Annotated in this window: 19 protein-coding genes; 7 read left to right on the plus strand and 12 right to left on the minus strand. The window is 63.8% G+C overall.

Translation table 11 applies throughout. The annotated features are described in order from the left end of the window. Positions 1-48: 48 nt before the first annotated feature. Complete coding sequence (locus tag J8I87_RS16200; protein WP_209932494.1) at positions 49-1,032, plus strand: MerR family transcriptional regulator; 984 nt, start codon at positions 49-51, stop codon at positions 1,030-1,032. A gap of 55 nt (positions 1,033-1,087) precedes the next feature. Here the strand turns inward: J8I87_RS16200 and J8I87_RS16205 are convergent, their stop codons facing one another. From J8I87_RS16205 to J8I87_RS16215, 3 genes are all read right to left on the minus strand, one after another. Beyond that, entirely contained in the window at positions 1,088-2,047 is a 960-nt protein-coding gene (locus J8I87_RS16205; protein WP_209932496.1) for a sensor domain-containing diguanylate cyclase, read from the minus strand. A gap of 166 nt (positions 2,048-2,213) precedes the next feature. Next, positions 2,214-3,815, minus strand: coding sequence for a histidine kinase famiy protein (locus J8I87_RS16210; RefSeq protein ID WP_209932497.1), 1,602 nt, complete (start codon positions 3,813-3,815; stop codon positions 2,214-2,216). 311 nt (positions 3,816-4,126) lie between these two features. Then, positions 4,127-4,723 carry a lipocalin family protein gene (locus J8I87_RS16215; RefSeq protein ID WP_209932498.1) on the minus strand — a complete coding sequence of 199 codons (597 nt, stop codon included), beginning with the start codon at positions 4,721-4,723 and terminating at the stop codon, positions 4,127-4,129. A 193-nt stretch (positions 4,724-4,916) separates the two neighbouring features. On the opposite strand from J8I87_RS16215, the gene J8I87_RS16220 reads away from it, so the two are divergent. Continuing rightward, on the plus strand, positions 4,917-5,912 hold the full coding sequence (locus tag J8I87_RS16220; RefSeq protein ID WP_209932499.1) for an aldo/keto reductase: 996 nt from the start codon (positions 4,917-4,919) through the stop codon (positions 5,910-5,912). 15 nt (positions 5,913-5,927) lie between these two features. Here the strand turns inward: J8I87_RS16220 and J8I87_RS16225 are convergent, their stop codons facing one another. From J8I87_RS16225 to J8I87_RS16260, 8 genes are all read right to left on the minus strand, one after another. Then, the gene (locus J8I87_RS16225; protein WP_209932500.1) at positions 5,928-6,500 is read right to left on the minus strand and encodes a YbhB/YbcL family Raf kinase inhibitor-like protein; all 573 of its coding nucleotides are present in this window, start codon (positions 6,498-6,500) and stop codon (positions 5,928-5,930) included. A gap of 107 nt (positions 6,501-6,607) precedes the next feature. Further along, the gene (locus tag J8I87_RS16230) at positions 6,608-7,405 is read right to left on the minus strand and encodes an ROK family protein (RefSeq protein WP_245253973.1); all 798 of its coding nucleotides are present in this window, start codon (positions 7,403-7,405) and stop codon (positions 6,608-6,610) included. A gap of 40 nt (positions 7,406-7,445) precedes the next feature. Further along, on the minus strand, positions 7,446-9,050 hold the full coding sequence (gene zwf / locus J8I87_RS16235; protein WP_209932502.1) for a glucose-6-phosphate dehydrogenase: 1,605 nt from the start codon (positions 9,048-9,050) through the stop codon (positions 7,446-7,448). Between the two features lie 82 nt (positions 9,051-9,132). After that, on the minus strand, positions 9,133-11,868 hold the full coding sequence (locus tag J8I87_RS16240) for an MGH1-like glycoside hydrolase domain-containing protein (protein ID WP_209932503.1): 2,736 nt from the start codon (positions 11,866-11,868) through the stop codon (positions 9,133-9,135). 56 nt (positions 11,869-11,924) lie between these two features. Continuing rightward, positions 11,925-13,910, minus strand: coding sequence for an amylo-alpha-1,6-glucosidase (locus J8I87_RS16245; RefSeq protein ID WP_209932504.1), 1,986 nt, complete (start codon positions 13,908-13,910; stop codon positions 11,925-11,927). 109 nt (positions 13,911-14,019) lie between these two features. Further along, positions 14,020-15,402: an ATP-binding protein gene (locus J8I87_RS16250; protein WP_209932505.1), complete on the minus strand. Its 1,383-nt coding sequence runs from the start codon at positions 15,400-15,402 to the stop codon at positions 14,020-14,022. After that, a complete protein-coding gene (locus tag J8I87_RS16255; protein ID WP_209932506.1) occupies positions 15,399-16,112 on the minus strand; it encodes a response regulator in 714 nt (237 codons plus the stop codon). Before J8I87_RS16255 ends, J8I87_RS16250 begins: the two co-directional genes overlap by 4 nt. 75 nt (positions 16,113-16,187) lie before the next feature. Then, on the minus strand, positions 16,188-16,481 hold the full coding sequence (locus J8I87_RS16260) for an EF-hand domain-containing protein (RefSeq protein ID WP_209932507.1): 294 nt from the start codon (positions 16,479-16,481) through the stop codon (positions 16,188-16,190). A gap of 343 nt (positions 16,482-16,824) precedes the next feature. Between J8I87_RS16260 and J8I87_RS16265 the strand changes: the two genes are divergently transcribed. The 3 genes from J8I87_RS16265 (at position 16,825) to J8I87_RS16275 (ending at position 19,745) form a co-directional block, all read left to right on the plus strand. Beyond that, on the plus strand, positions 16,825-17,181 hold the full coding sequence (locus tag J8I87_RS16265; protein ID WP_209932508.1) for a hypothetical protein: 357 nt from the start codon (positions 16,825-16,827) through the stop codon (positions 17,179-17,181). A 103-nt stretch (positions 17,182-17,284) separates the two neighbouring features. Beyond that, on the plus strand, positions 17,285-17,758 hold the full coding sequence (locus J8I87_RS16270; RefSeq protein WP_209932509.1) for a bacterioferritin: 474 nt from the start codon (positions 17,285-17,287) through the stop codon (positions 17,756-17,758). A 382-nt stretch (positions 17,759-18,140) separates the two neighbouring features. Further along, complete coding sequence (locus J8I87_RS16275; RefSeq protein ID WP_209932510.1) at positions 18,141-19,745, plus strand: efflux transporter outer membrane subunit; 1,605 nt, start codon at positions 18,141-18,143, stop codon at positions 19,743-19,745. Here J8I87_RS16275 and J8I87_RS16280 read toward each other — a convergent pair. Further along, on the minus strand, positions 19,706-19,891 hold the full coding sequence (locus J8I87_RS16280) for a hypothetical protein (protein ID WP_209932655.1): 186 nt from the start codon (positions 19,889-19,891) through the stop codon (positions 19,706-19,708). The two genes, J8I87_RS16275 and J8I87_RS16280, sit on opposite strands and share 40 nt — an antisense overlap. Here J8I87_RS16280 and J8I87_RS16285 point away from each other — a divergent pair. Both J8I87_RS16285 and J8I87_RS16290 read left to right on the plus strand, forming a co-directional pair. After that, positions 19,851-21,002: an efflux RND transporter periplasmic adaptor subunit gene (locus J8I87_RS16285; RefSeq protein WP_209932511.1), complete on the plus strand. Its 1,152-nt coding sequence runs from the start codon at positions 19,851-19,853 to the stop codon at positions 21,000-21,002. The genes J8I87_RS16280 and J8I87_RS16285 overlap by 41 nt on opposite strands. A gap of 11 nt (positions 21,003-21,013) precedes the next feature. Further along, on the plus strand, positions 21,014-24,067 hold the full coding sequence (locus J8I87_RS16290; protein ID WP_209932512.1) for an efflux RND transporter permease subunit: 3,054 nt from the start codon (positions 21,014-21,016) through the stop codon (positions 24,065-24,067). Positions 24,068-24,078: the final 11 nt, after the last annotated feature.

Below are 24,078 nucleotides of genomic sequence, written 5' to 3' on the forward strand. Positions count from 1 at the left end.
CGTCGCGCTTGTTAGACTCGAACCGGCTCCCCCACGGATTTTCGATTCATGATCAAGACAGTGGATGATCCAGAAGCCGTACCGCGCTATCGGATCGGGGCCGTGGCGCGCATGGCGAATCTCCCCGTTGGCACGCTGCGCATCTGGGAGCGCCGCTATGGCGTCGTCGCGCCGCCCACGACGCAGTCCGGCCACCGCCTGTATAGCGACGCCGACGTGCGCCGCGTCGCGATGATCAAAGGGCTTGTAGATCGCGGCTACGCGATCGGCTCCATCGCGTCCTTGCAGACGAGCGAGTTGGAGCGGCTCGCGTTCATGCATGTCGACAAGACGCCCATGTCGCCGCTCGCGGAAGGGCCGCCGGGGCTGCGATTGCGGATCGTCGGCAGCGCGCTCGCGCACACGATCCGCCAGCATCTGCATGCGATGAACGCGGACCTCGCGAGCGAGCCGAAGGTCTTCGAAAACATGACGGCCGCGTTCGCGGAGCGGATGGACCAGCCGACGGATGCGCTGATCATCCATCTGCCGTCGCTGCACGCGGACGATGTGGAGCGCGTGCTCGCATTGAGCGCGTCGACGCACGCGGAAAACATCGCCGTCGTGTATTCGTTTGCGGCCGCGAGCACGCTCGGCCTGCTCGAACGCGTGGGCGTTCGCGCCGTTCGCGAGCCGCTCGATCAGGCATCCGCCGCGCAGATGATGGCGGACATCCAGCGCAAGAGCGGCGTTGCCGCTGACCAGCCCGATACCCGCGAGCCCGCGCCGCAACGGCATTACTCCGACGAGGCGTTGATGGCGATGGCGCAGGCGTCGACGACCATCGCATGCGAGTGCCCGAAGCATCTCGCGAGCATCATCATGCAACTGAGCGCGTTCGAGCAGTACAGCGTCAGTTGCGCGTCGCGCACGCCTGCCGATGCGCTGCTGCACGTCTATCTGGCGAACATCTCGGGCCGTGCGCGTGCGATGTTCGAGCATGCGCTGCTGCGTCTCGAGCGCGAAGAGCGCTGGGTGCTGGAGAACCGCTGAAAGCATGCGATTCGACGAAGCGGCTGCGCTAAACGTTTGCGCAGCCGCGCGTGCGCTAGCGTTGAGCGCGCTTGTTCGCGTACATCGCGCCATCGGCGCGCGCCAGCAGTTCGTCGATCGACAGTGCGCTGTCGGGTGCGTACGTCGCCGTGCCCACGCTGCAATGCAGGTGATAGTCCGCTTGCGCCGACTGGTTGTAGATGTGCAGTTGATGCCGCAGCCGTTCAATGGTCTGCATCGTGCCATCTTCATCCGAGTCTGACAGCAACACCACGAACTCGTCGCCGCCCAACCGGCCGATCACGTCGCTGTCGCGCAACGTGGTGCGCAGCACCGTTGCAAATGCGATCAACGCGCGATCGCCTTCCGCGTGACCATGCACGTCGTTGATCTGCTTGAAACCGTTCAAATCGAAGAACAGCAGTGACGCGGGCTTTTGCGCACGCTTGCAAAGCCTGATTGCGTGCTGCGCAAGCGCTTCGAAGCCGCGGCGGTTCGACAGGCCCGTCAGTTCGTCCGTCGTGGCGAGCTGCACGGCGGCAATTTCCTGCTCGGCCATGCGCGCGAGATCGCGCAGCAACATGCGCTCTTCGTCGTCGAGCGCGCGCGGCTTCACGTCGATCAGGCACAAAGTTCCGAGACGGCTGCCGTTGTCGACCGTCAGCGGATAGCCCGCGTAGAAGCGGATATTCGGCTCGCCTTTGACGAGCGGATTATCGGCGAAGCGCGCATCGAGCGATGCGTCGTTCACGAGAAACAGTTCGTCGCCGAGTATCGCGTGCCCGCAAAAGGAAACATCGCGCGGTGTCTCAGACGCTTCGAGGCCCGGGTGCGACTTGAACCACTGGCGGTGGCTGTCGACCAGCGTGACAGCCGCAATGGGCACGCCGAACAGGCGTCGCGCGAGGCGCGTAAGACGGTCGAACCGCTCTTCGGGCGGCGTGTCGAGGATATGCAGCGAACGCAAAGTCTCCATTCGCTCGCTTTCGTTGTCTGGTATGCGAGGTCGCAACATTCGAGATCCGGTTAAAACGTGAATGCGCTGTATCGGTTTGGCACCGCGCGATTCGCCTCAGGTTGAACGGAACCGAACGTAAATTTTATCTCAGGACTTGCAACGGATGGAATGGCGGCTCCATCTCCCGCTCCATCTCCTGAAACGCGGCCTGCTCCTCTGCCCGCTAGACGACACCCGTCGGGCCACCCAGCACGATGCGCACCTTGCGCGCCAGTTCCGCGCGACGATAGGGCTTGTGAACGATGTCGAACTCCTTGCCATTCGCATCCGTGCGTTCGAGCGACGCATCCGCGTAACCCGTCGTCAGCAGCACCTTGATCTTCGGGCGCAGGCGCCGCGCCTCGCGTGCGAGCATCACGCCGTTCATGTTGCCGGGCATGATGAGATCGGTGAACAGCAGATCGATGGGCGCATCATCTTGCAGAACCTCCATCGCGTCCTTCGTGTTCAGCGCGACACGCGTGCGGTAGCCGATTTGCTCCAGCATCGCCTGCGCGACTTCCGCCACTTCGACGCGGTCGTCGACGATCAGAATCATTTCGTGGCCCGCCTTCTCGACTGCTTTCGGCGCGCACGGACGGCGTTGCGCATTGCCTTCCACCGCCGGGAAATACAGCCGCAACGTCGTGCCGACATTCGGCTCCGAATACAGGTTCACCGCACCGCCCGACTGCTTCGCAAAACCGTAGACCATCGACAGCCCGAGCCCCGTGCCCTTGCCTTCGCCCTTCGTCGTGAAGAACGGGTCCATCACCCTGTCGAGAATCCCGGCAGGAATGCCGCAACCGTTATCGGAGATCGCAATCGTTACGTAGCGGCCCGGCCGCAGATCGGCGAAGCCGATCACCTCCTGCTGATCGAGCTCGACCGTTTCCGTGCGCACCGTCACCATGCCGTCGCGCCGCGCGGCGAGCGCATCGCGTGCATTGAGCAGCACGTTGAGCAAGGCCACTTCGAGCTGGGTCGAATCGACGCGGCAATTGCCGAGACCTTCTTCGTATTCTGTTTTCAGCGAGATGTTGCCGCCCAACGTGCGGCGTGCGAGCTCTACCATGCTGTCGGCGAGCGTATTCAGGTTGACGGTGCGCCCGACGAGTTTCTGCTTGCGCGCAAATGCAAGCAGTTGCTGTGTCAACGTCGTCGCCCTCGCGACCGCGCCTCGAATGCGGTCGAGACTCTGCGACATCACCGCCCTTTCCGCGTGGCCTTCGATACCCGTCTGCAACACGTCCACATAGCCCGCCATCACTTGCAGCAGATTGTTGAAGTCGTGCGCGATGCCGCCCGTCAGCTGCCCTAGCGCCTCCATCTTTTGCGCCTGATGCAGTGCGTCTTCCGCGTCGCGGCGGCGGCTCACGTCGAGATGCGAGCCGAAGAAATACACGAGTTCGCCCTGCTCGTTGAACACAGGCGAGATGAACAGCGCGTTCCAGAATGTCGAGCCGTCCTTGCGATAGTTGAGGATCTCCGTTGCGAGCTCGCGCCGGTCGGCGACGGCGCTGCGCACTTCGTCGATGGTCGCGCGATCCGTTTCCGGTCCTTGCAGAAATCGGCAGTTGCTGCCGATGATTTCACTCAGCTCGTAACCCGTCATGCGCAGAAACGCATGATTCGCGAAGATCACGGGATTGTCGGGCAGATGCGGGTCGGTGACGATCATCGGCATGCATGTCGTCGACACCGCGGCAAAGAAAATATCGTCCCGATGATCGCTGATCCGGTGTTCGCCGCTTCGAATGGTCGTTAAAGTACGATTGGTGTCCATGGCAATTGACGCAGTCAGGTGCGATAGGCCACGGTTCTTTCGCTCGGCTCTTTACGTGGGCAGTTCACACCCCGGTTGAAAAGAAAACCGCGGCGATCTGCACTGACCGATGCGGAATTGCTATGCGTGATGTGATGCGAAATCCATGCCGGTACGGAAAGCGGCATGAATTCCGCGAGGACTGGCCGCTGAAAAAGCAAGAGTTACCGCGCAGTGCCCAATTCGCGTCATTACGCAGCGCAATAGCCCGATCATGGATTTGCAAAAAGAAACGGCCCCTAGAAAAATTTTCAACCGGCCTTCATGTGTATTCATTGCTGCGTTTTGCGCAGCATTGACAGGTCATAACCCAGCGCACGGACCCGCTCGAGCAGTGCATGCTGCAATTCGGCCGCGGGCCTGGCCTCGCGCGTAAGAATCCATAGGTACGTCCCCGTCGGTTCGCCGACGATCGACCAGCCATAGTCTTCGGCACGATCGAGCACCCAGTAGTCGCCGACGTAGAACGGGCCGAAGAACGACACCTTGAGCTTCGCATTGTTCGAGTCGGGCATCACACGCGCCTTGCCTCGCGCAATGCGCCGCGTGCCGTTCGCGCCGCCTTCGCGAGCCGTGTTGATCACGCTGATCAAGCCGTCGTCGCGTTTCGCGTAGACGGCCTTAACGAAATCGCGGCCGTGTTCGAAAGGGTTGTCGTAGCGCGCGTACTCGTACCAATGTCCCGTGTAGCGGTCCAGATCGACGCTTCTCGCCGGTTCGGGCACGCGCTGGTTGCCCGCTTTTCTTCTCAAGCCGATTGCGCACGCGACGATCACGCCCACGGCGACGGCGGCCGCAACAGTGATCGCCGCGCGCATGTGGGCACTGCCGGGCCCGATATCCTGACGGTCAGTTCGTGAATCGTTCATCGGACAAGAACCTCGACGCGATGACAAAGCCGTTTAGACCTTACGCGTGTGAAAAGTTTTCCCCATCCCATGTCAGCGATATGAATGCGTACTGGCGAGGTCGCAACGCAAATTTGCATTAGCCGCTATGCTCTCTTTTCTGCATTTCTGACCGGCTGTATCAAACCACTCACTGCTATTCGCGGAGTCGACCATGCAATATCGCAAATTCGGCAATACTGGCCTTACTGTTTCGCGTTTATGTCTCGGTACGATGACCTTCGGCTTGCAAACCGAAGAAGAAGTATCGCGCGGCATTCTCGACAAGGCGACGGACGCGGGCGTGAATTTCATCGATACCGCCGATGTCTATCCGTTAGGCGGCGGCGAGAACCTCGCGGGCCGCACGGAGGAGATCATCGGACGCTGGCTCAAAGGCAAGCGCGACCGCTTCATTCTCGCGACGAAAGCCGTCGGCAAGGTCGGCCCGCATCCGTGGAACCAGGGTGCATCGCGCAAGCATCTGCTCGATGCAATCGATGCGTCGCTGCGCCGCCTGGGCACCGACTACGTCGATCTGTACCAGTTGCATTCCGACGACCGCGATACGCCGCTCGACGAAACGCTGGAAGCGCTCGATGTGATCGTGCGTTCGGGCAAGGCTCGCTATATCGGCGTGTCGAACTATCTGGCGTACCGGCTCGCGCGCATGCTGGGCCGCGCCGACGTGCTGCGCACCGCGCGCTTCGTCTCGGTGCAGCCGCGCTACAACCTGCTGTTCCGGCAGATCGAGCGCGAACTGCTGCCGCTCGCCGACGAGGAAGGACTGGCCGTGATTCCGTATAACCCGCTTGCAGGCGGGCTGCTGACGGGCAAGCATCGTCACGACGCGAAGCCCTCGGAAGGACGCTTTACCGAAACGGTCGGCAAGGCGGGCGCGATGTATGCGGAGCGCTACTGGCACGAGCGCGAGTTCAAGACCATCGACGCGCTGCGCGACATCGTTGCGAAGTCAGGCGAGCCGATGACGCGAACAGCAATCGCATGGGTGCTGGCGAATCCCACCATCACGTCGGCGATCATCGGTGCGAGCCGCGTCGAGCAGTTGAACGATTCGCTCGCCGCCGTCGACCATGCACTCGACCCGGAGCTCAAGAAAGCGCTCGACGATGCAACCGTCGAGTACCGTTGGGGCGATGCGCCGCGTTGAGCTTCGAACGCTGCGCTAGCGTCCGTAGCGCAGCACGGTGCTGCTCGCGGCCAGCACATGACCCGTGACGGCTGCGAGAAACGCATCGTGATTCAGGTTGGGCGGCAACGCATCCTGCGCGAGATCGAGTGCATACACCTGCAGTACGTAGTGATGCGGTACGTCGCCGACGGGCGGGCACGGGCCGTAATAGCCGGGCTGCCCCGTACGGTTGATGCCGCTCACGCTGCCAGTGGGCGCGGGCGCGCCATGCGCCATCGAGTTCGTCGAAGCGGGAATGCCGTACAGCACCCAATGAATCACGCCGATGCCTTTCGCGCCGTCTGGATCGAAAAGCGTCACCGCGAAGCTGCGCGTGCCCGCAGGCGCGTTGCGCCACTGCGCGGCGGGCGTCTGATTGGCGCCGCCGCAATTGTTCGCGCTCGCCGCGTGGCTCGAATCGATCGTGCCGCCGTCGGGCGTACCCGGCGACGTCACTTCGAAGGCCTCGGCTGCGAACCCCTGCGCGAACGCCGCCGACAGCGCGACACCTGGCGCGGCGCGTAGCAAGGCACGGCACGCGAGCCGGATATCAGAGAAAGTTTTCATTGGACGGCTCCGTCGAAACACGCGCGGTCGCCCCTATGCGGCCGCCGTCGAGCAAACGAACCAGGCCTTCCGTTTATTCCCCTATTTCGCGCGCGTTGGCCGCGACCTTAGCGGAACGCGCCCGTCTCGCGGTTCGCTTGCGGCAACTGCCGCGTCTCGCGCACCGACTTCGGTTGCCAGAGCTTCGCGCCGCCTACGATGCCCGCCGCGTTCGGCACGACGGCCACGTTCGGCGGCAGCTTGAACGTGAGCCGCGCCGCGTTGCCGCCGCCAATCCACAGCCGGTCGTAATTGACGAGTGCGGCAAGAATGCCGATCACCTTCTCGACGCGCCGGTTCCAGCGCTTGTTGCCCGCTTTCTCGCGCGCTGCGTTGCCGATGTACTCGTCATAGGTGCGGCTCTTGCTGACGGGATGATGCGCAAGCTCCAGATGCGGCATCAACTCGCCGTCGCGAAAGAGCGCCGTGCCCGCGCCCGTGCCGAGCGTCAGCACCAACTCGATGCCGTGTCCTTCGATCGCCGCGAAGCCTTGCATCTCGGCATCGTTGATCATGCGCACGGGCAGGCCGCCCACCCGCGCCGTGAGCTTGTCCGCGAGCGCAAAGCCGTACCATTCCTTGCCGCCGAGATTCGGCGCAGTGAGCACGCAGTTCTCGCGCACGACGCCCGGAAAGCCGATCGACATCAACGTCGGATGATGCGTGCCGACAAGCGGCTGCACCAGCGCTGCAAGCGTGTCGACGAGCTGTTCCGGCGCACAGGGATGCGGCGTCGCCACACGCACACGCTCGCTCTTCAGCGTGCCCTTTGCATCGACGACGGCTGCCTTCAGGCCCGTGCCGCCGACGTCGATCGCGAGTATCCGTTCATCGCCGCTTGCAGCGGCTGCTTTGCCTGTAGCCAAAGTCGTCCCCTTTGATCCGAGGTTGTATCGAGTGTGGTGTTCATCGTGTCGCGTCGTGCAGCGGCCGCCATGCGCGGCCATCGCGTGCAAGCAGTTCATCGGCCTGCGCGGGACCGCAGCTGCCCGCCGCATAACCATGCACGGGCAACGCACCGCCTTCGGGATGCAGCACGCGATCGACGATACACCAGCTCGACTCGATGCTGTCGGCGCGCTGGAACAGCGTCGCGTCACCCAGCATGCAGTCGTAGAGCAGCGTTTCATAACCGACATTCGCGCGTTCGGCAAAGAAGTCGTCATAGTTGAACGCGGAGCGCGCCGCGCCGATCTGCATCGTCGGGCCGGGCACCTTCACGTTGAAGTCGAAGCGCGTGCCGTGCGCGGGATCGATGCTCAGCGTGAATACATTGGGCGTCAGCGTGTCGACGGGTGTGTCGCGGAACATCAGGAACGGCACGCGCTTCAGTTGCACGGCGATTTCCGTGCGTCGCGCCGTCATGCGCTTGCCGGTGCGAAGATAAAACGGCACGCCTGCCCAGCGCCAATTGTCGATGAACACGCGCGCGGCCGCATAGGTCTCCGTCGCGCTGTCGCGCGCGACATCGGGCTCTTCACGGTAAGCCACGCCCGCATCACCTTTTTCGTACTGGCCGAATACGACGTCGTTGGGAGTCAGCGGCTGGATCGCATCGAAGAGTTCGGCCTTCCGGTCGCGCACGGCTTCGGCGTCGAACGAGTTGGGCGGCTCGAGCGCGACCATCGCCAGCAACTGGAACAGATGGTTCGGCACCATGTCGCGGAATGCGCCCGTCAGCTCGTAGAACTTGCCGCGCCGCTCCACGCCGAGTGTTTCCCCCGCGGTGATCTGCACGCTGTCGATGTACTCGCGCCGCCACACCGGCTCGAACATCGCATTCGCGAAGCGCACGGCAAGAATGCTTTGCACCGTGTCCTTGCCGAGAAAATGATCGATGCGATAGACCTGTGACTCGCTTGCATGACGCAGAATATGCGCGTTCAGATCGCGTGCGGAAGCGAGGTCCGTGCCGAATGGCTTTTCGATCACGAGACGCCTGAAGCCGCCCTTGCCTGTGCCGTCTTTTTCGTCTTCCTTCAGCAGACCGTGCTTGCCGAGGCGCTCGACGATCGGCTTGAAAAAGCGCGCGCCGACGGCGAGATAGAAAATCGCATTGCCGTGCGGCGTTTTGTCGATGCGCTGCTTGAGCGTCTCGAAGACGTCGTCGGTTTCGAACTCGCCCGCCAGGTACTCCATGCGCGACGACAGCCAATGCCACGCGTTGTCGTCGATCTTGCCGGTATGAAACTCGCCCGCCTTGTCGGCCGCGAACTGTTGCAGCGACTGGCCGAGATCGTCGAGCCACGCTTTCGTTTCGCGCTCGCCGTGATTGACGCCGATGATGCGCATGCCGTCGTCGAGCAGACCGTCGACGCTCAGGTTGTACAGCGAGGGCGTCAACAGCCGCTTGGTGAGGTCGCCGCCCGCGCCGAAGATGACCAGCATGCACGGCGGCGCGGGCTGCTTGCCGACGGGCCCCGCCGAAGCGGGATGCGGCCCGGCGTCGAGCTTGCAGCTCGCGGGCTGGGCGCTCGATGAAGCGTTGGTGTCCTTCGCGTCATTGGACATGGCACCCTCTTCGATGAATGAGCGATGAATGAGCGATACGAACTGGCGATAGCTGAAAGACCCGCCGCAACCTCGCTGCGATCTATTTCACGGCGGCGGCAACGCGCTCGGATTCCGGCACCTCGCCTGTCGCCGGCACGATCCCCGAGCTGGCAAGCTCGCGCGGCTGCAACAGCAGCGCGACGAGCCCCGTCCAGCCCGTCTGATGCGACGCGCCCACGCCGCGTCCATTGTCGCCGTGAAAGTACTCGTGAAAGAGCACGAGATCCTGCGAGCGCGGGTCCGCCTGCAACAACGGATACGCGGCCATCACGGGACGTTCGTTGTTCGCGTCCTTCAGGAACAGCGTGGTGGTGCGCCGCGCGAGCGCATCGGCGATCTCGGCCAGCGACAGCTTGTTGCCCGAACCCGTCGGGTACTCGACCCGGAAATCGTCGCCGTAGTAGCGATGAAACTCATACAGCGACTCGATCAGCAGATAGTTGACGGGCATCCATACCGGCCCGCGCCAGTTCGAATTGCCGCCGAATACGCGCGAATCCGATTCGGCGGGCAGATACTTCACGCAAAAGCTCTGGCCGTCGTGCCGATAGACATACGGATGATCGCGATGCACGCGCGACAATGCGCGCACGCCATGATCGGACAGGAACTCGGCTTCGTCGAGCGCGCGCTTGAGCAGCGCCTTCATCCGGTGTCCGCGCAGCAGCGAAAGCAGCAACGCGTTGCCGCGCCCCGGCTCGTTCCAGCGCGACACGAGCCGCGCGAGATCGGGCCGGTTACGCAAGAACCATACGAGGCGATCGCGCAGACCCGGCAGCGAGCCATGCAGCCGCTCTTCGAGCACATGAACGGCGAGCAGCGGAATCAGGCCCACAATGGAGCGCACGCGCATCGGCACGCTGGAGCCGTCGGGCAGCCGCAGCTTGTCGTAGAAGAACTCGTCCTCGCCGTCCCACAGGCCCGTATCGCAGCCGTCCTCGCAACTCACCGCCTGCGCGATGTACAGGAAGTGCTCGAAGAACTTCACGCCGATATCGACGAATACGTGGTTCGCAAACGCGAGTTCGAGCGCGATGCGCATCAGGTCCAGCGCATACGCGGCCATCCATGCCGTGCCGTCCGCCTGATCGATGTGACCGCCCGTCGGCAGCGGCGACGAACGGTCGAAAATGCCGACGTTGTCGAGCCCGAGAAAGCCGCCCTGGAAAATATTGCGGCCGTCCGCGTCCTTGCGGTTCACCCACCACGCGAAGTTGAGCAGCAGCTTGTGAAAGACGAGCTCGAGAAAATCGCGGTCGCCTTTGCCCGTCAGCGCGCGATCGATTTCATAGACGCGCCACGCGGCCCATGCATGCACGGGCGGATTGGCATCGCTGAACGCCCATTCGTAGGCGGGAATCTGTCCGTTCGGATGCATGTAGCGGTCTTTCACGAGCAGCAGCAACTGGCGTTTTGCAAACGCGGGATCGATCAACGCGAACGCCGCCGCATGAAACGCAAGGTCCCACGATGCGTACCACGGGTACTCCCACTTGTCGGGCATCGATACGATGTCGGCATTGCACAGATGCCGCCAGTCGCGGTTGCGGCCCTGCTTGCGCGACGCGGGCGGCGTGGGCTGCGCCGGATCGCCGTCCATCCAGCGCTGCACGTCGAACTGGTAGTACTGCTTCGACCACAGCATGCCCGCCAGCGCCTGGCGCTGCACGAGCCGCTCGTCCGCGCCCGCGATATCCTGCTGCAACGCCGCATAGAACGCATCGGCTTCGGCGATGCGCAGCGCGAACAGCTCGTCCGCATCGAGGGGCGCTTCGTCGACGGCGAACTCGGGCCGCCAGCGCAGATAGACGACGGCCGCACCGTGCGGCGGCAGATTGAGGGGCACGTGCGCAGCCGCCTTCGTCCCCTCGTCGCGCCGTATCGCATTCATGTCGCCATGCACGATGTAGTCGTTGAAGCCATCCTTGAATGGGCCTTTAGCGTCGATGTCGAAATGACGCCTGACGTTCGTGTCGTTCTCGCAGAAGATCCATTCGAGCACTGTCGTGTCGGGCGACCATGCCGTCACGATGATCGGCTCGTGACCGGGATGCGTGCCGAGTAGACGCGTGACGCCGTGCACCGTTTCTTTCGCGAGCCTGGGGCGCCCCTCGACCTCTTTCCACGACCACCTGTTGCGCGCCCAGATCTGCGGCAGAAGATCGAGCGACGCGGACTCGTCCGCGCGATTCTCGACGGTGACGCGCATCACGATGTCTTCAGGCGTGTTCTTTGCGTATTCGACGGTCACGTCGAAATAGCGCAGGTCGTCGAACACGCCCGTATCGAGCACCTCATATTCGGGCATATCCGCCCCGCGCCGCGCGTTCTCTTCGACGAGATCCTGATACGGAAACGCGGCATGCGGGTACTTGTACAGCATGCGCATATAGGAGTGCGTCGGCGTGCCGTCCACATAGAAGTACAGTTCCTTGACGTCCTCGCCGTGGTTGCCTTCCTGATTCGTGAGACCGAACAGCCGCTCCTTCAGGATGGGATCGATGCGGTTCCACATCGCGATCGATACGCACCAGTTCAGCGTGTCGTCGCCGAATCCGCCTATGCCGTCCTCGCCCCAGCGGTACGCGCGGCTGCGCGCGTGATCGTGCGGGAAATAGTCCCATGCGGTGCCGTTCGCGCTGTAGTCCTCGCGCACCGTGCCCCACTGCCGCTCGCTCAGATACGGACCCCAGCGCTGCCATCGCGCGCACTCGCTCGTGTGCAGGCGTATCCCTTCAACGGTTGAAAGCAGATTTTCGGCGCGCAGCACGGGCATGGCAGCGTCCTTCGTCTCGGGTTGACGGCGGGACACTCATCGTAGCGCGGAATGGGCTATTCGCGCGGGTGAACGGGCAACCCGGCGCCCGTGTCTTCGCCAAGCAGCGCGCCGATGCGCAACCGCTCGCCAAGCGACCATGCCTGAAACGGCGTGCCTCCGGGCGCATGCGGCGCATCGCCATCCGCAATCTCCGACAGATGATCGAGGCCCGCGCGGTCCAGATGCGCGTCGAGCGGCGCGAGAAAGCGGGCGCGCGCCGCTTCGCGCGCGGCCGCGTCGGGACGTTGCGCGCGCAGCCATGCTTCGACGAACGGGCCGAGCAGCCACGGCCATACGGTTCCCTGATGATAGGCACCGTCGCGCTCGAGTGGCGTGCCTACATATCGCCCGCGATAGGCAGGGTCTTGCGGCGACAGCGTGCGCAAGCCAAGCGGCGTCAGCAGATGGGCCTGCGCCTGCGCGACGACGGCGCGCGCCGTCTCGCCTCCGACGAGCGCGAACGGCAACCCGCCCGCCGCGAAAATCTGATTGGGCCGGATCGATCGATCGACGGCACCGCGCACATGATCGACATCGACGTTATCGAATAGCGCGCCCGATTGCGAATCGACGAAGCGTTCCACAAACGACTGCGCCGCGCGGTCGGCGGGCGCGTTCCAGCGCGCATTCCATTGTGCTGCAATGCGCAATGCGTTGAACCATAGCGCCTGCACTTCGACGGGCTTGCCGATGCGCGGCGTCACCACCCAGTCGCCCATCTTCGCGTCCATCCATGTGAGCTGCACGCCCGGCACGCCGGCGCGCAACAGGCCGTCGTCGTCGGCGCGGATGCCGTAGCGCGTGCCTTGCGTGTAGCCCGACAGGATCGTCTCGACGGCCTCGTAAAGGCGCTCGCGCGTGGACGCCGATGCATGTGCCGCCGCGAGGTAGTCATGCACGGCAACGGCGAACCATAGCGATGCATCGACCGAGTTGTATTCGGGCTCGCCGCCGTAGTCGGGAAAGCGGTTCGGACACATGCCTTCCGATATCGTCCCTGCCCATGCGAGCAGGATCGATTCGGCTTCAGCGTGCCGCCCCGTTGCGATCAGCAGGCCGCGCATCGCGATGAACGTGTCGCGTCCCCAGTCGGTGAACCACGGAAAACCCGCGACGATCGTGCGGCCTGTCGCGCGCGCGACGACATACGCATCGGCGGAACGCTGCAGGCGCGACGCGAACGAAGCGCGGCGCGCGGCTTCCGCTTGCGCCAGCGCGCTGGCATGCAAGGCGGCGCTGCGCGGTGGAGGTGAAGCGGCGCCCGTCGTGCTCGCGCTCAACACCACCACAGCCGCATCGCGCAAAAGATCGAAAGTGAAAATGCCAGGCGTCGCGAGGTCTTCGATGAAGTCGAGGCCGCGTTCACGTTCGCGCACATAGCAGAAGTTGCGATACCAGTCGGGCGCGTGCTGGTACGCGCCGTTCGTCGTCGCGCGGATCGCGGGCAAGTCGTGATACGGCTGCCACTGCACGCGCTCGCCATCGACTGAAGCGAAGAAATCGAACGCGCCATTCTCGCGATGCAGCGCGTGATAGTCGCGCCCCGACAGCAACGGACGCACGTGCAGCACAATGCCGCCGTCGCGAAGCCCATCGCCGCTCGCCTCCACACGCCAGCGCAGCACCGTTTCACAAGTCGCCTTCGCGACGAACGCTTCCGCGATCACGCATGTCCGCGCGTCGATCTGAAAGCGCCACGTCGGCCACGGCGTCGTGTCGAAGCCGCTCATGAACGCGTCGATGCCGGGGTAGACGATATCGGGTGCATAGCGTTGCATCGTGAGGGGATAACGCTTGCCGTTCGCGTCGATCCACGCCTCGACCCCGTTGACGAGCACGACGCGTCCCGCGGGCGCGCGCGTCGCCGTCAGCAGCAGCGCGTGATAGCGGCGCGTGCGCAACGTGCCGACCGTGCCCGACGCAAAGCCGCCGAAGCCGTCGGCTTCCAGCCACTCATCTTCCAGACGTTCGATATCGAAAGGTCGCTCGACGCGTGTCATCGCTATTCCCGCCATCCATCTGCGTGCCCGGTCAGGTCAGCCGACAGATTAGCGGCTCGCGCGTGAAAAGTCTTGATGTGCAGGAAGGGGGCTCTCTCGGGCCGCGCTTTTATTGGGCCTGCTGCGCGGCCGGCTGCTCAGGCGACGGCATCTGCGCGGCGCGCAGAATGGGCAGCACGGCCCGCACTTCAAGCCCGCCGCCCTCGCGCGGATGAAACGTCAATGCGCCGCCATGCAGGCGCGCAATGCGCTCGACGATCGCGAGCCCGAGTCCCGTGCCGCCCGTCTTGCCATGCGCGTTCTTGCCGCGCTGGAACGGCGCCTTGAGCCGTTCGAGTTCTTCCGCGCTCAATCCCTTGCCGCGATCGCAGACGGCCACATGAATGGCATGCGCATCCGCCCAGGTCCTGACGGCGAGGCCCGTTTGCCCGTACACGACGGCGTTTTGCATCAGGTTCATCACGAGACGCATCATCGTGATCGGCCGGAACGCGTGGTCGGGCAATGCGCCCAGCTCCAACTCGAACTCATGGCCAAGGCCCGCGAAATCGGCGGCAAGCTGGCTGATCAACGCGTTCAGATCACCTGACTGCGGCGTTTCGCGCTCGCCGCTGCCCGCATAGTCCATGAACTGCTGGAGGATCGTGTCGATCTGGTCCAGATACGATTCCGCGGCGCTGACGAAGGCTTCGTCGCCGCCTGTGCCGTTGGCCATCGCCATCGCGAGACGCAGCTTCGTCAGCGGCGTGCGGATATCGTGCGAGATGCCCGCGAGCATCAGCGCGCGCGTCGCCTCGGCTTGCTGCAACGCCTGCGTCATCTGATTGAACGCGCCGCTCACCTCGGCGATTTCCGTCGGGCCGTCGACGGGCAGCGGCGGCGGCGTTTCGCCCGCGCTCACGCGGCGCGCCGCGTGCGCGAGTTCCCGCAGCGGACGGTTCAGATAAGCCTGCAGCGCGAAGCCCGTCAACGCCGCCAGCATGCCGAGCGCGAGCGACAGCAGCACGGCCGTCAGCAGGCCGCCGCCCTGTGCTTCTTCCGGCAACTGCAAGCCGACCCAATAGGGCTTGCCCGCTACGTGCATGCGTATCCACATGCGCGGGGTCGCCGCCCCTTGCCAGCGCACTTCCGTGCCCGGCGGCAAATAGCGGCGCAGGCTTTCGAGAAACACGTCCAGCTGATACACGCGGTAGAACGTCGGAAACCGTACATGCGGTTCCATGACGGCATCGGCGGGCGGTTCGTCGCGCGCGTCAAGACGCGCGACGAGCGTGTCGCGCGCGATCTCGGGCGATGCGGCAAGCGCATTGTCCAGCGTCTTGATGTAGGTGCCGAACACGGCGGCCGCGCGTTCGATGCGCGGCTTCTGCACGTAATGAATCAACACGCTCAGCGAGCACACCTGGCTGAACGCCATCAGCACGATCAACAGCGCGATGTTGCGCGCGAGCACGCTGCGCAGCAGCAGGAGCGACATCAGGCGCGCTTTCATGCTTCGACGTCGGCGACGAGCATATAGCCGATGCCCCACACCGTCTTGATGAAGCGAGGCTTCGACGGATCGCTTTCGATCGCTTGCCGCAGACGCAGAATCTGCACGTCGATGCTGCGGTCGAGCGCGCCGTGGTCGCGCCCCCGGGCGCGCGCGATCAGATTGTCGCGGCTCACCGCGCGGTTCGGCGACGATGCGAGCGCCGTCAGCAGCAGCATTTGCGCGGAATGAAGCTCGATGGGATCGTCGTGACGATAAAGACACTGCTTGCCGACGTCGAGCCGGAAGTCGCCGAAACGCAGCGTCTGCGTCGTGACGGTCGGGTCGTTCGACGCGATCTTCTGGCGGCGCAGCAGCGCATTAATGCGCGCGACCAGTTCGCGCGGCAGGAACGGCTTGGCGAGGTAATCGTCGGCGCCCGTTTCGAGGCCGATCACGCGATCGAGGGGATCGCCCTTCGCGGTGAGCATCAGGATGGGCAGCGTATGCCCTTCGGCCCGCAGCCGTGCGCAGATCTGCAAGCCGTCTTCTTCGCCGATCATCAGATCGAGCACGAGCAGATCATACGGCTCGCGCTGCAAATAGCGCTCGAGCCGCTTGCTGTTCTCGACGGCGCGCACTTCGAAGCCGTGTCCGCTCAGGAAGCGCTGCAGCATGTTGCGCAATTCCGCTTCGTCGTCGAGCACCATGATGCGGGCGGGTCGGTCCATGCAAAGACTCCTTCGTCGCTGATGTTGCAAGGCCTCGGTTGCAACAGTTTAGCTTCATGCCGACCCGCTTTTCCGTTAGTGCGATCCCGCGCGCTGCGCCATGAATTGCTCGATCTGCGCGAGCGTCACGTAGCCCTGCTTCTGCGTATCGATCTCGTTGAAGTACTGGGCGACATGCGGCATGCCCGCCTGGGCCTGGGCGAGCGTCAGCTTGCCGTCGTGCGTCGTGTTGGCGGCGGCGAAGCGCTCCTGCAACTGCTCCATCATGCGCTCCATGCGCGGCGAAGCGGTCATTGGTTGCGGCGCCGTCTGGGCCATCACGCCCGTCGATGCAATGCACAAGGCCAGAATAGCGATCAACTTCTTCATTTCCATCTCCATCGGTTCATTCAACTTCTTCGCTACGTCGTGTTGCGATTCGTCGTTGGCGAAGCGAATTCTTGCTGTCCGATGCGCGGATGGCAATTTCAAAGTTATGTCGATGTATGTCATGCGTTTGCGGCGCGTTTGCGGCGCCTTCGCAGCATTCATGTGCGGCTCACGCATCGCGTGCTACGCAGCAAACGCTACAAATATGGTCGTGCTTTTCACGACATCGAATGAAACAAGTTATGGCTGCCCTTAGGCGGATGGGTTGCGTATCGTTTGCACGTCGGCGGCAACGTCAGGACTTCGCATCGCACCCGCCGATGTCCGCATCAAGGAGTTTCATGTGAACATTCGCTCTGCTTATACATCCGCGATCGCCGCGATGGGGATCGCCTGCTCGACGAGCGCCTTTGCCGGCACCGTCTTCGTTCATGCCGCCTATGTGCCCGCCGCCGTCTATGCACCGGCGCGCACGCTGTATTACGTGCCGCCGCAACCGCCTTACGGGGTACCTGTTATTCCCGCCGTGCAAATCGTGCCTTACGTCGCCGTCGTGCCGCCACCCGCGCCCGCGAAGCCCTTGCCATACGCGACCGTCGCCGTGCCCGTCGTCGCCGCACCTCCCTATCCCATCGTGCCTGCAAAAAGCATCGTGTATGCGCAACCCGTGGCCGTCACGCCCGTCGTCGTCACGCGCTGATCCTGCGGCCCGATTCACTTGATCTTTGCCCAGGTGCGGCCAACAATGAAACCTCGGCCGCACCGATATGCGCCGACATTCGACAAGCGTCGCGGAGGGCCACATGCCAGAGATCGAAAAGGACAAGGTCATCGCCGTGCTGAACCAGATTCTCGAATCCGAGCTGGCAGGCGTGGTCCGTTATACGCACTACTCTTTCCTCGTGTTCGGCTTCGGCCGCATTCCGATCGTGTCGTGGCTGCGTCAGCAGGCTGACGAGTCGTTGCAGCACGCGCATCTGGCAGGCGAGTGGATCACGACGCTCGGCGAGTATCCGTCGCTCGGCATCGGTGCTCTGCTCGATTCGCATACGACCGACATCGCATCCATTCTGCGTGAATCGCTCGCGTCCGAAGACGTGGCGCTCGGCCTCTATCGCGATCTGCTGGCGCTCGTGAAAGACCGCTCGGTTGCGCTTGAAGAGTACGCAAGGCAAATGATCTCGGTCGAAGAGATGCACGCGGGCGAAGTCGACAAGATGCTGCGCAAGCCGGGCACGGTCGCGACCTCGGGCGAGCGCGGCGCGGACGCACATTGAACCGCGCGTCTCGTCATGCCGCCAGCCGAGTCCTGCACACTGCTGCGCTGACGCACTGTAAGGGCGTGATCGAACGAAACGAGCCATCACGCCTGCAATCGCGACCACCTTGCTGAATTGTCCAATTGCGACGCGAGCAGGACGCCCGACCGCTCACTTTTCATCCACATCGAAGAGCGCCGCACGCGGCGCTCTTTACTTTTCGAATGCGCACGGACTGCATTTAACGTTTATCGACGCTCAAGCGCTTTTATTCCACTAAAGCTTCTGCATCCATGATGGAGTTTGCAACGACCCATGCTAGGCTATGCGCGGCATCAGGCTGTCGAATACCGCATCTGCTATTTCGTTCGTACTCCGCGCAGTGAAACAAGGTGGATAGATGATCGATGACGTCAACGGCAGTTTCAGTCGCAGTCGTTTGCAGCAATCCTCGCGCATCGCGTCTCGCCGCGCCGTCGCCCAACCCGCGGGCGCGCTCGCCGCATCGATCACCACCATCGTCACCATGCTGGGCGCGGCCATGCTCCCGCTGTCCGGCTGCATGGTCGGCCCCGATTACCGCACCCCCGCCCCGCCCGCCACCGAAACCTATACGCCCACGCCGCTGCCCGATCAGACGGCGTCGGCGCCGGGCGCGTCGGGCGTGCCGCAACAGTTCGCCGCCGGGCAGGACATTCCCGCGCAATGGTGGTCGCTCTTTCACTGCGAGCCGCTCGACGCGCTGATACGCGAAGCGCTCGCCAACAGTCCGAACGTAGCCGCGGCGCAAGCGGCGCTTCGTCAGGCGCGCGAGAACTATCGCGCACAAGTGGGCAGCTCGCTGTATCCCGCCATCGATGCGAAGGCCAGCGCGACGCGCGAGAAGTTCAACGGCGTCACGTTCGGCGAGCCTGGGCTCACGGAAGAACTGAACCTGTACAACGCGTCGGTGAACGTGTCGTACAACCTCGACGTGTTCGGCGGCGCGCGGCGGCAGGTCGAATCGCTGCGCTCGCAGGTCGATTACGAGGGCTATCAGTTGCAGGCCGCCTATCTCGCGTTGTCGGCGAACATCGTGACGGCCGCCGTCAAGGAAGCATCGCTGCGCGAGCAGATCGAAGCGACGGAGCGCATCGCCGCCGACGAAGACGCGCAGCTAGGCGTCTTGCGCAAGCAGTTCGAGCTCGGCGGCGTGAGCCGCGTCGCCGTGCTGTCGCAGGAAACGCTGCTCGCGCAAACGCGCGCGACGCTGCCGCCGTTGCGCCAGTCGCTCGACCAGACCCGTCATCAGCTTGCCGTGCTCGCGGGCAAGCCGCCGAGCGAAACGGGCATCCCGGAGTTCCGGCTGTCGATGTTCACGCTGCCGCAGACGCTGCCCGTCAGCCTGCCTTCGTCGCTGATCAAGCAGAGGCCCGATATTCTCGCCGCCGACGCCACGCTGCATCAGGCGAGCGCCCAGGTCGGCGTGGCGACGGCGAACCTGTATCCGCAGATCACGCTGTCGGCGAGCTACGGCCCGCAAGCACTGACGCCCGCGGGCCTGTTCAAGTACGCCGACATGATCTGGAGCTTCGGCGCGGGCATCACGCAGCCGCTCTTCCACGGCGGCCAGTTGACCGCGCAAAAGCGCGCGGCTGAAGCGGCATTCGATCAGGCCAACGCGCAATACCGGCAGACGGTGCTGCTCGCGTTCCAGAACGTCGCCGATACCTTGCGCGCGCTCGAGCACGACGCCACGGGCCTGTTCGCCCAAACGGAAGCATGGCGCGCGGCGCGCGACTCGCTCGATCTGACGCGCGGCCAGTTTCGCGTCGGCGGCGTCAGCTATCTATCGCTGCTCGATGCGCAGCGTCAATACCAGCAGACCGTTGTGAATCTCGCGCAGGCGCAGGCCGCGCGCTATGCGGACACGGCCGCGCTGTTCCAGGCGCTGGGCGGCGGCTGGTGGAACGACGCGACGCCGGCTCAGGCCGCCCAGAGCACGCCCGCCGCCACGCCGCAGTGAACCCGCTTGCAGTCGCCGCGCGCCGCATGCGAGCCGAACGCAGCGCCGCCCGACGAGTTTGTGCCCACGCAACAACGATGCAGCTTGCAGTGCAAGGACATGACGATGACGACAAAACGACGAATGGCGAAGCGGATGATCATCATGCTGGTCTGCGTGTGCGTACTGCTCGGAGGACTGATCGGCTTCAACCTGTTCAAGGCGCACATGCTCAAGAAGTTCATGGCGGGCAATGCGGCGCCGCCCGCCACCGTCACGGCCGCCGTCGCGGGCTTTCAGACGTGGCAGCCGCAGCTTGCCGCCGTGGGCAGCCTGCGCGCGGTGCGCGGCGTCGACGTGACGACTGAAGTGCCGGGCCTCGTGCGCGAAATCGCGTTCAGCTCGGGCCAGGAAGTGAAAGCGGGCCAGCTGCTCGTGCGCCTGAACGATGACTCAGACCGCGCGCAACTCGCGTCGCTGCAAGCGGCCGCCGACCTTTCGCAAACGGTCTACAAGCGCGACAAGGCGCAGTACGACATTCAGGCCATCTCGAAGGCGCAGCTCGACGCCGATGCCGCCGACCTCAAGAGCAAGCGCGCGCAGGTCGATCAGCAAGCCGCGCTCGTCGACAAGAAAACGATCCGCGCGCCGTTCGCGGGACGCGTCGGCATCACGACGGTCAATCCCGGCCAATATCTGAACCCCGGCGACGCGATCGTCACGCTGCAGGCCATCGATCCCATCTACGCCGACTTCTATCTGCCGCAGCAGCAGCTCGGACAGTTGCAGGTCGGCCAGGCCGTCGTGGTCGATACGAACGCGTTCAACAACCGGACGTTCGACGGCAAGATCCGCTCGATCAATCCGCGCGTGGACAGCACGACGCGCAACGTGCAGATCGAGGCGACCGTCGACAATCGCGAGCGCAAGCTGCTGCCCGGCATGTATGCGAACGTGAAGGTCGACGCGGGGAGCGAGCAGCGTTATCTGACGCTGCCGCAGACGGCGATCACCTACAACCCGTATGGCGCGACCGTGTTCGTCGTCAAGCCCGGCGAGCAGAAGGACGCGCACGGCAAGACGATGCCCATCGCGCAGCAGGTGTTCGTCACGCCCGGGCCGACACGCGGCGATCAGGTCGCGATTCTGAAGGGCATCAGCGAAGGCATGCAGGTCGTGACAAGCGGCCAGCTGAAGCTGAAGAACGGCACGCCGCTCGTGATCGACAATCGCGTGCAGCCCGCGAATAGTCCGAATCCGACGCCTCAGGAACAATAAGAGGCCGCACGATGAAATTCACCGATATCTTCATCGAACGCCCGGTGCTCGCCTCGGTGGTGAGCCTGCTGATCCTCGTGCTCGGTGTGCGCTCGCTGTTCGCGCTGCGCGTGAGCGAATATCCGCAGACGGAAAACGGCGTGGTCACGATCACGACCGCGTACTACGGCGCGAGCGCCGACACGATGGCAGGCTTCATCACGCAGCCGCTCGAAGCGGCCATCGCGCAAGCGCAAGGGATCGACTACATGTCGTCGACGAGCACCACGGGCGTCTCGACGATCACCGCGACGCTGCGCCTGAACTACGACTCGAATCGCGCGCTGACCGAGATCAACACGCAGATCGCTTCGGTGCGCAACCAGTTGCCGCCGCAGGCGCAGCAGCCCGTGCTGACGGTACAGGTCGGCCAGACGACGGACGCGATGTACATGGGCTTCTACAGCGACGTGCTGCCGAGCAACAACGTCACCGACTATCTGCTTCGCGTCGTGAAGCCGAAGCTCGACTCGGTCCAGGGCGTGCAGACTGCGGAGATACTCGGGGGCCGCCAGTTCGCGCTGCGCGCATGGCTCGATTCGAACAAGCTCGCCGCGCACAACGTCACGGCCTCGGACGTCTTCTCCGCGCTCGGCAGCAACAATTATCTGGCGACGCTCGGCACGACCAAGGGCCAGATGATCAGCGTCGACCTGAACGCGGGCACCGATCTGCATTCCGTCGAAGACTTCAGGAAGCTGGTCGTCAAGCAGAAGAACGGTGCGATCGTGCGGCTCGAAGACGTCGGCAACGTCGTGCTCGGCGCGGACGGTTACGACTTCAACGTCGCGTTCAGCGGCAAGCGCTCTGTGTTCATCGGCATCAAGGTCGCGCCGGAAGCCAACGTGCTCGACGTCGCGAAGCGCGTGAAGGCGATCTTTCCCGATATGCAGAAGCAGTTCCCGACAGGCATGACGGGCGACATCGTCTATGACGCGACCGACTTCATCAACACGGCCATCGATGAAGTGGTGAAGACGCTCGTCGAAGCGCTCCTGATCGTGACCGCCGTGATCTTCCTGTTCCTCGGCAGTTTCCGCGCGGTGATCGTGCCCGTGATCGCGATGCCGCTGTCGCTGGTCGGCACATTCTTCGTGATGCAACTGCTCGGCTATTCGATCAATCTGTTGACGCTGCTCGCGCTCGTGCTCGCCATCGGGCTCGTGGTCGACGATGCCATCATCGTGGTCGAGAACGTCGACCGGCATATGAAGGAGGAAGGCAAGCAGCCGTTCGAAGCGGCGCTGATCGCCGCGCGCGAACTGGGCGGGCCGATTCTCGCGATGACGGTCGTGCTGATTGCCGTGTATCTGCCCATCGGGTTTCAGGGCGGACTGACGGGCGCGCTCTTTACCGAATTCGCCTTTACGCTGGCGGGCGCGGTGACCGTGTCGGGCGTGATCGCGCTGAGCCTGTCGCCGATGATGTGCTCGCGCTTTTTCCGCATGGACCAGGAGTCGGGCCGCTTCGCGCGCTTCACCGACCGGCAGTTCGAGCGGGTGCATCACGGCTACGCGCGGCTTTTGCATGCGATGCTCGACACGTGGCCCGTGTTCATCGTGATGGGCGCGCTGTTATTGTGCGGCACCGTCTATCTTTTCATGACCTCGCAATCGGAGCTCGCGCCGCAGGAAGACCAGGGCATCGTGCTGTCGCAGGTCCTCGGGCCGCCGAATGCGACGATCCAGCAGATGCAGACTTACGCGGACCAGGTCTTCGATATCTCGAAGGGATTGCCCGAATATGCGCAGATGTTCCAGCTGACGGGCGCACCGACGCTGAATCAGGGCATCGGCGGCGTGCTGTTCACGACGTGGGACAAGCGCAAGAAAAGCGCCACGCAGTTGCAGCAGGAACTCCAGGAGAAATGGAACGGCATCGCGGGCGCACGCGTGGCCGCGTTCCAGTTTCCGCCGCTGCCTGGCGCGCAGGGACTGCCCGTGCAATTCGTCATCAGCACGACGGAGCCGTTCGAGAACCTGAACGAAGTGTCGCAAAGCGTGCTGCAGAAGGCGCGCGAAAGCGGGATGTTCTTCTACGTCGACAGCGATCTCAAGCTCGACAAGCCGGAAAGCGTGCTGCTCGTCGATCGCGACAAGGTTGCTTCGCTCGGCCTCACGCAAAGCGATGTTGGCCAGGCGCTCGGCGCGGCGCTCGGCGGCAACTACGTGAACTACTTCTCGATTGCGGGCCGCTCGTACAAGGTGATTCCGCAGGTGCTGCAAACGGACCGGCTCAACCCGTCACAAGTGCTCGACTACTATTTGCGCACGCCGGACGGCAGCGTGATTCCTGCTTCGACGGTCACGCATCTGAAGCAGACCGTCGTGCCCGAGTCGATCAATCACTTCCAGCAGTTGAACTCAGCGACGATTTCCGGCGTGATCGCGCCGGGCATCTCACAGGGCGAAGTGCTCGACTTCTTGCGCCAGGCGACCACGCAGGCCGCGCCGTCCGGCTACAGCGCCGACTATTCGGGCCTGTCGCGCCAGTTCGTGCAGGAATCGGGCGGCTTCGTGGTCACCCTGATGTTCGCGACGATCATCGTGTTTCTCGCGCTCGCCGCGCAGTTCGAAAGCTTCCGCGATCCTGTCGTGATTCTGGTGTCCGTGCCGATGGCGCTGTTCGGTGCGCTGATCTTCATCAACATGGGACTCTCGACGCTGAACATCTACACGCAGGTGGGGCTCGTCACGCTGATGGGGCTCATCAGCAAACACGGCATTCTGATCGTGCAGTTCGCGAACCAGTTGCAACGCGCGGGGCGCGGCAAGCGCGAAGCACTCGAAGTAGCGGCGAGCGTGCGTCTGCGCCCGATCCTGATGACGACGGCCGCGATGGTGCTCGGCGTGCTGCCGCTCGTGGTCGCTTCGGGCGCGGGCGCGGCGGGCCGCAATGCAATGGGTCTCGTGATCTTCACGGGTCTTTCGATCGGCACGCTGTTTACGCTCTTCGTGGTGCCGGCGATGTATATGTTCCTTGCGGCCGATCATCACCGGGACCGCGAGCATCCCGCAACCGTCTGAAGCAAGCCGCG

This window comes from Paraburkholderia sp. LEh10, assembly GCF_017814945.1.
Taxonomy (GTDB): domain Bacteria; phylum Pseudomonadota; class Gammaproteobacteria; order Burkholderiales; family Burkholderiaceae; genus Paraburkholderia.

Coding starts and splice junctions, on each gene's coding strand:
- zwf (WP_209932502.1), bottom strand. CDS start 9,050: ATGTCCAATGACGCGAAGGACACCAACGCTTCATCGAGCGCCCAGCCC.
- J8I87_RS16240 (WP_209932503.1), bottom strand. CDS start 11,868: ATGCCCGTGCTGCGCGCCGAAAATCTGCTTTCAACCGTTGAAGGGATA.
- J8I87_RS16215 (WP_209932498.1), bottom strand. CDS start 4,723: ATGAACGATTCACGAACTGACCGTCAGGATATCGGGCCCGGCAGTGCC.
- J8I87_RS16205 (WP_209932496.1), bottom strand. CDS start 2,047: ATGTTGCGACCTCGCATACCAGACAACGAAAGCGAGCGAATGGAGACT.
- J8I87_RS16285 (WP_209932511.1), top strand. CDS start 19,851: ATGACGACAAAACGACGAATGGCGAAGCGGATGATCATCATGCTGGTC.
- J8I87_RS16275 (WP_209932510.1), top strand. CDS start 18,141: ATGATCGATGACGTCAACGGCAGTTTCAGTCGCAGTCGTTTGCAGCAA.
- J8I87_RS16270 (WP_209932509.1), top strand. CDS start 17,285: ATGCCAGAGATCGAAAAGGACAAGGTCATCGCCGTGCTGAACCAGATT.
- J8I87_RS16200 (WP_209932494.1), top strand. CDS start 49: ATGATCAAGACAGTGGATGATCCAGAAGCCGTACCGCGCTATCGGATC.
- J8I87_RS16245 (WP_209932504.1), bottom strand. CDS start 13,910: ATGACACGCGTCGAGCGACCTTTCGATATCGAACGTCTGGAAGATGAG.
- J8I87_RS16290 (WP_209932512.1), top strand. CDS start 21,014: ATGAAATTCACCGATATCTTCATCGAACGCCCGGTGCTCGCCTCGGTG.
- J8I87_RS16255 (WP_209932506.1), bottom strand. CDS start 16,112: ATGGACCGACCCGCCCGCATCATGGTGCTCGACGACGAAGCGGAATTG.
- J8I87_RS16260 (WP_209932507.1), bottom strand. CDS start 16,481: ATGAAGAAGTTGATCGCTATTCTGGCCTTGTGCATTGCATCGACGGGC.
- J8I87_RS16210 (WP_209932497.1), bottom strand. CDS start 3,815: ATGGACACCAATCGTACTTTAACGACCATTCGAAGCGGCGAACACCGG.
- J8I87_RS16250 (WP_209932505.1), bottom strand. CDS start 15,402: ATGAAAGCGCGCCTGATGTCGCTCCTGCTGCTGCGCAGCGTGCTCGCG.
- J8I87_RS16280 (WP_209932655.1), bottom strand. CDS start 19,891: ATGATGATCATCCGCTTCGCCATTCGTCGTTTTGTCGTCATCGTCATG.
- J8I87_RS16225 (WP_209932500.1), bottom strand. CDS start 6,500: ATGAAAACTTTCTCTGATATCCGGCTCGCGTGCCGTGCCTTGCTACGC.
- J8I87_RS16220 (WP_209932499.1), top strand. CDS start 4,917: ATGCAATATCGCAAATTCGGCAATACTGGCCTTACTGTTTCGCGTTTA.